The sequence below is a fragment of the Niallia sp. HCP3S3_B10 genome (genome assembly GCF_052064465.1).
Classification (GTDB): domain Bacteria; phylum Bacillota; class Bacilli; order Bacillales; family Cytobacillaceae; genus Niallia; species Niallia hominis.
This window is the reverse complement of sequence record NZ_JBQHVO010000113.1, coordinates 1-4,253: the sequence shown is the minus strand read 5'-3', so window position 1 is coordinate 4,253 and position 4,253 is coordinate 1. Positions and strand designations below refer to the sequence as shown.

General features: G+C 38.2%; 4 protein-coding genes. 1 reads left to right on the top strand and 3 read right to left on the bottom strand.

Annotated features, from left to right (window positions below):
- The first annotated feature begins 207 nt into the window (after nt 1-207).
- The gene (locus ACTNDN_RS24410; RefSeq protein WP_251629172.1) at nt 208-384 is read left to right on the top strand and encodes a hypothetical protein; all 177 of its coding nucleotides are present in this window, start codon (nt 208-210) and stop codon (nt 382-384) included.
- Nucleotides 385-443: 59 nt separating this feature from the next.
- Here ACTNDN_RS24410 and mgrA read toward each other — a convergent pair whose 3' ends face one another.
- The 3 genes from mgrA to ACTNDN_RS24395 all read right to left on the bottom strand — a co-directional run bounded on the left by mgrA (nt 444) and on the right by ACTNDN_RS24395 (nt 4,157).
- Complete coding sequence (gene mgrA / locus ACTNDN_RS24405; protein WP_441132545.1) at nt 444-1,433, bottom strand: L-glyceraldehyde 3-phosphate reductase; 990 nt, start codon at nt 1,431-1,433, stop codon at nt 444-446.
- Nucleotides 1,434-1,785: 352 nt separating this feature from the next.
- Nucleotides 1,786-2,661 (bottom strand): ROK family protein, encoded by an 876-nt coding sequence (locus ACTNDN_RS24400; protein ID WP_441132543.1) that lies wholly within the window; start codon nt 2,659-2,661, stop codon nt 1,786-1,788.
- A gap of 104 nt (nt 2,662-2,765) precedes the next feature.
- Nucleotides 2,766-4,157 carry a glycoside hydrolase family 1 protein gene (locus tag ACTNDN_RS24395; RefSeq protein WP_441132547.1) on the bottom strand — a complete coding sequence of 464 codons (1,392 nt, stop codon included), beginning with the start codon at nt 4,155-4,157 and terminating at the stop codon, nt 2,766-2,768.
- Nucleotides 4,158-4,253: the final 96 nt, after the last annotated feature.

The window sequence follows — 4,253 nt, the reverse complement described above, 5'->3', positions numbered from 1 at the left end:
GTAAAGAACCAATATCAAATTAATGAAAAAGTGTTAAATTTAATATGGATAGGTGTTTTATATATGTCTCATTTGGCTAGGTCAGTTCAAATAGACTTCCCTTTTTTCTTTCTTATATAAAAGTATTCTTGATTGCTTTTCCATATAAGCACTTGAATAAGAATGACCCTTTGTTATCAAACTAAAAGAAAAAAAGGGTGAATTTTTATGACCAACTTGTTGAACATGGTGCTGACTAATTTATTTTCTTCCTATTTACTCCACCGCAATTTGCATTGGCACCGAAAGCTTGTCGTGCTTGCTATTCCATTATTTTTACTTTTTATGATTGTGCAGGCTGAGTATATTGTTAATCGGTTGAAGAAGAATACATTCCATTTTTAAATCAACCATTACAAAAAAACACCACAACTATGGAAAAGTTGTAGTGTTTCTTTTGCTTCCTATCCTTTTATTACACGATCAATTGCGGCAAGCTCTTCTTCCCTAAATTCAATGTTGTCTAATGCTTTGACATTGTCTTCGATTTGACTAACTTTACTTGCCCCAATAAGCACACTTGTTACGATGCCATCGCGAAGGATCCAAGCAACAGCCATTTCCGCAAGTGTTTGCCCCCGGTCCTTCGCAATATTGTTTAGTGCTTTTACTTTTTCAATCGTCTGCTCCACATTCTCTTTATGTAGCCAACGTCCTGTTTCTCGATTTGCCCGTGAATCCTCTGGAATACCATTTAAATAACGGTCCGTCAATAAACCTTGCGCAAGTGGACTATAGGCAATCGCGCCAAGTTGTTTTTCCACTAATACATCCTTTAACCCATCTTCAATCCAGCGATTAAACATACTGTAGGATGGTTGGTGAATGATGAATGGTGTTTTTTTCGCTTCAAAAATTTCTGCCATTTCTCTTGTTTGCTCTGGGGTATAGTTAGAAACACCAACATACAGCGCCTTTCCTTGACGTACCAATAAATCTAATGCCTCTGCTGTTTCCTCTAATGGCGTTTCTGCATCTGGACGATGGTGATAATAAATATCTACATAATCAAGCCCCATACGCTTTAAGCTTTGGTCAAGACTAGATACTAAATACTTTTTTGGGCCCCCGTCACCATAAGGACCCTCCCACATTGGAAAACCAGCTTTCGTAGAAATAACGATTTCATCACGATAAATCTTCATATCTTTTTCCAAGATTTTTGCAAAATTCTCCTCCGCACTACCAGCTGGGGGACCATAGTTATTCGCCAAATCAAAATGAGTAATCCCTAAGTCAAAAGCTCTTCTCACTAAAGCACGCATATTTTCAAAGAGATCCACCTCTCCAAAATTATGCCATAATCCTAATGATAACGCCGATAATTTCAAACCACTTTTTCCAACTCGATTATACATCATCTTTTCATATCTATTTTCATCTGCAATATACATTGTTCATTCCTCTTTTCTAATTTATAGCTTACTAAATTAATGATTGCGTTTTCAACTTATTTGACTACTTCTCGGTTAAAATAAAGTGGATGATCAATTCTTGTGATTTTTGGTGTTGACTTTGCATTTTTGAGTGCTTTGTGGTCGGTGGGTTGGAATTTTACGCACAAGTTGGGATGTTTTACTTGCTGTTCCTCGTTCTTTCTTGTGGCTCAGACCTCTTTACTTACGACTTCCCTCCCTTTACTTGCGATTCAACCTTCTTTACTTGCGACTTATCCCGCTTTACTTGCAATTCACACTCTTTCGCTTGCATTCCTTTATATCCTATATCTACCATCACTCCCGGCTCTTACTCCCCAAACGCAAGCTGATAATTATAAACAGCACCAATTAAATTCGCATCATTCCTGAATTGGCATAATTCTACTTTTGGAAGAAAGGAGGTACCTTTAACACTTTTAACTACTTTTTCGAGGTGAATATTTAGCTCTTCAATTAGCCCGTCTTTGCTGGAGATACCTCCGCCTAAAATGATTTTCTCGGGGTCAAAGCTGTACTGAAGATTATAGATGCCTGTCGCTAAATAGTGATAAAAGGTTTCTACTTCTTCTTTTGCTACTTCATCCCCTTGTTCTGCGAGCTCAAATACTTCCTTGCCGCTTAATTCATTTTCTAGCTTCAGTCTCTTGGAATAACGCTTCGCCATTTCTACAGGGGTAGCAAGGTTACTGAATGTTTGATCCTCTTTTAGGAGCATATAGCCAAATTCACCACCAAATAGATGCTTTCCATGTTGGATATTCCCATCGACAATAACCGCACCACCTATTCCTGTTCCAATGACTACAAATAACACATTCTTTAATCCAGTTGCTGCTCCTTTCCAAACTTCTGCAAGTCCTGCACAGTTTGCATCATTTTCCATCGTAACTGGGCAATCAAATAGTTCTTCTAATTCGAAAAAAATAGGAAAGGAGTGAATATACGGAACTGCGCTCGCACCTTCAATAACGCCTTTTGCTTGATTTACTGCACCTGGAGCACTGAACGCAACGCCCTCAATCATGTATTTCGCTGCCATTTTCTCTTTTAGCTGCAGCATTTCTTGTTTCATCTCTTCCCAAGTTTTTGGTGTAACAAAGGAACCTTTTTCTACTAGCTGTTCTTTTCCCCATACTGCAAACTTTACGGAAGACCCGCCTATATCCATTACTAATAATGACATTTTGTCACCACCTCAATTATGTCTACGTTTTCATCAACTCTATTATATCCTGTAATAAAAGACCACCGCAAAGAATGTGCGATGATCTTCGTATTAAAATAGTATTAAAATCCGTTATTGCTACTTACTTCTTTGATCCAATGACCAGACTTCTTAATTGTCTTCACTTGAGTATGGACGTTGTTGGAGATAAATCCATAGCGATTGCGATACGCATTCATCCAGCTCCAGCAATCAATTGGCGTCCATAAATGATAGCCGTAGCAATTGGAGCCTTCTTCGATTCCTTTATGAAGCCACTCTAAATGCTCTTGGATAAATTCGATACGATAATCATCCTCAATTACCCCTTCTTTATTTAAGAAACGTTCTTCTCGGGAAACGCCCATCCCATTTTCAGAAACGAACCACTCAATATTTTTATAGTTATCACGGATATTAAGAGCAATATCATAAAGTGCCTTCGGATAGATTTCCCAGCCTTTATCTAAGTTCATGCGACGACCAGGCATATCATAGTTATCATAATAACGGTCTGGCATCCAGTCACCCACACTGTTCGGCGCCACGTCTGGCGCTTTTACACGGGATGGATGATAGAAATTCACTCCAAGTGTATCAATCGTATTTTCCTTCAATATCGCAAGCTCTTCTTCCGTTGATTCCCAAATTGCTTTATCTTTTGTTAAAAGTTCTACTAATGCAGGTGGGAATTCTCCATAAACAGCCGCATGCAGGAACATTTCATTGCGCCATAGATCGGCAATTCGGCCTGCTTCCACATCTTCGGGCTTATCACTGGCTGGATAAGATGGCGTTAGGTTTAGGATTGTTCCGATTTTCGCTCCTGTTTCATTCAACTTCAGGTCGCGGAATTCTTTGATTGCTTTTGCAGAAGCAAGATTTAAATTATACGCTACCTGCACCGCTTTTTTCCCATTTACTAGTTTTGGATAATGGAATTGGTATAAATATTGACCCTCTACAATGACCATTGGCTCGTTAAAAGTAAACCAATGTTTCACACGATCGCCGAATACTTCAAAGCAACGACGCGCAAATTTTGCAAAAAGTTCCACAACATGCTTACACTCCCAGCCACCATATTTATGATAAAGCTCTGCTGGCAAATCAAAATGATGCAGGTTAAATACAGGCGTAATTCCTTGCTTAATAAACTCATCTATGACATTATTGTAAAAATTTACGCCATCCTCATTTAAACTAGCTGTCTCGAAATCATCAATTAAACGAGTCCATTGAATCGAAGTACGAACAGAGTTTAAGTTAATCTCTTTCATTAGCGCAATATCTTCTACATAGCTATTATAAAAATTAGATGCTGTATCTGGTCCAACTTGGTTATAAAATACTTCTGGTTCTACTTCATACCAGTAGTCAAAAACGTTCGCATGCTGTTTATTAAAACGACCTTCACTTTGTGGTCCAGATGTAGCTGCACCCCACCAAAAATTCTCCGGAAATTTCTTCATTATCCTATCTCCTCGTATAGTAAGTTTATAGTCCTCTTTCGAGGTAATTTCCAATTAAAATATTGTTCTTTGATAATTCTATAGATGTTAGTTCAGATA

Coding starts and splice junctions, on each gene's coding strand:
- ACTNDN_RS24410 (WP_251629172.1), top strand. CDS start 208: ATGACCAACTTGTTGAACATGGTGCTGACTAATTTATTTTCTTCCTAT.
- ACTNDN_RS24400 (WP_441132543.1), bottom strand. CDS start 2,661: ATGTCATTATTAGTAATGGATATAGGCGGGTCTTCCGTAAAGTTTGCA.
- mgrA (WP_441132545.1), bottom strand. CDS start 1,433: ATGTATATTGCAGATGAAAATAGATATGAAAAGATGATGTATAATCGA.